The sequence below is a fragment of the Telluria sp. AZSoR62 genome (assembly GCF_058111565.1).
Map to the genome: position 1 here is coordinate 1 of NZ_JBYTST010000130.1, position 380 is coordinate 380.

Genomic DNA, 380 nt, shown 5'->3' on the forward strand with positions numbered 1-380 from the left:
CAACCTTGAGGACGTTGAGATTGTCACGGCCGACGGGTTGGTCCGCACCGCCAGCCGTCACGATAACCCGGATCTGTTCTGGGGTGTCCGCGGCGCGGGGGCTAATCTTGGCGTCGTCACGCGCTTCGCGCTCCGGCTGCACCAGGTGGGGCCGACAGTGTACGGCGGTCTCATCGCCTGGCCTTTCGAACGCACCGACGAAGTCCTCCGGTCGTACCGGACGCTCACGTCCCGCGCGCCACGCGAGCTTGCCGTGTGGCTGATCCTCATGACTGCCCCGGCGGAACCTTTCATTCCTGAACGGTGGCAGGGCAAGAAGATCTGCGCCATGGCAGTTTGCTACAGCGGCGAACTCCGAAACGTCCCGGAAGTTATGGCAT

General features: G+C 64.2%; 1 pseudogene. It reads left to right on the forward strand.

The annotated features are described in order from the left end of the window. Positions 1-380: pseudogene (locus tag AC3XQU_RS23200) on the forward strand (FAD-linked oxidase); the annotation flags it as partial.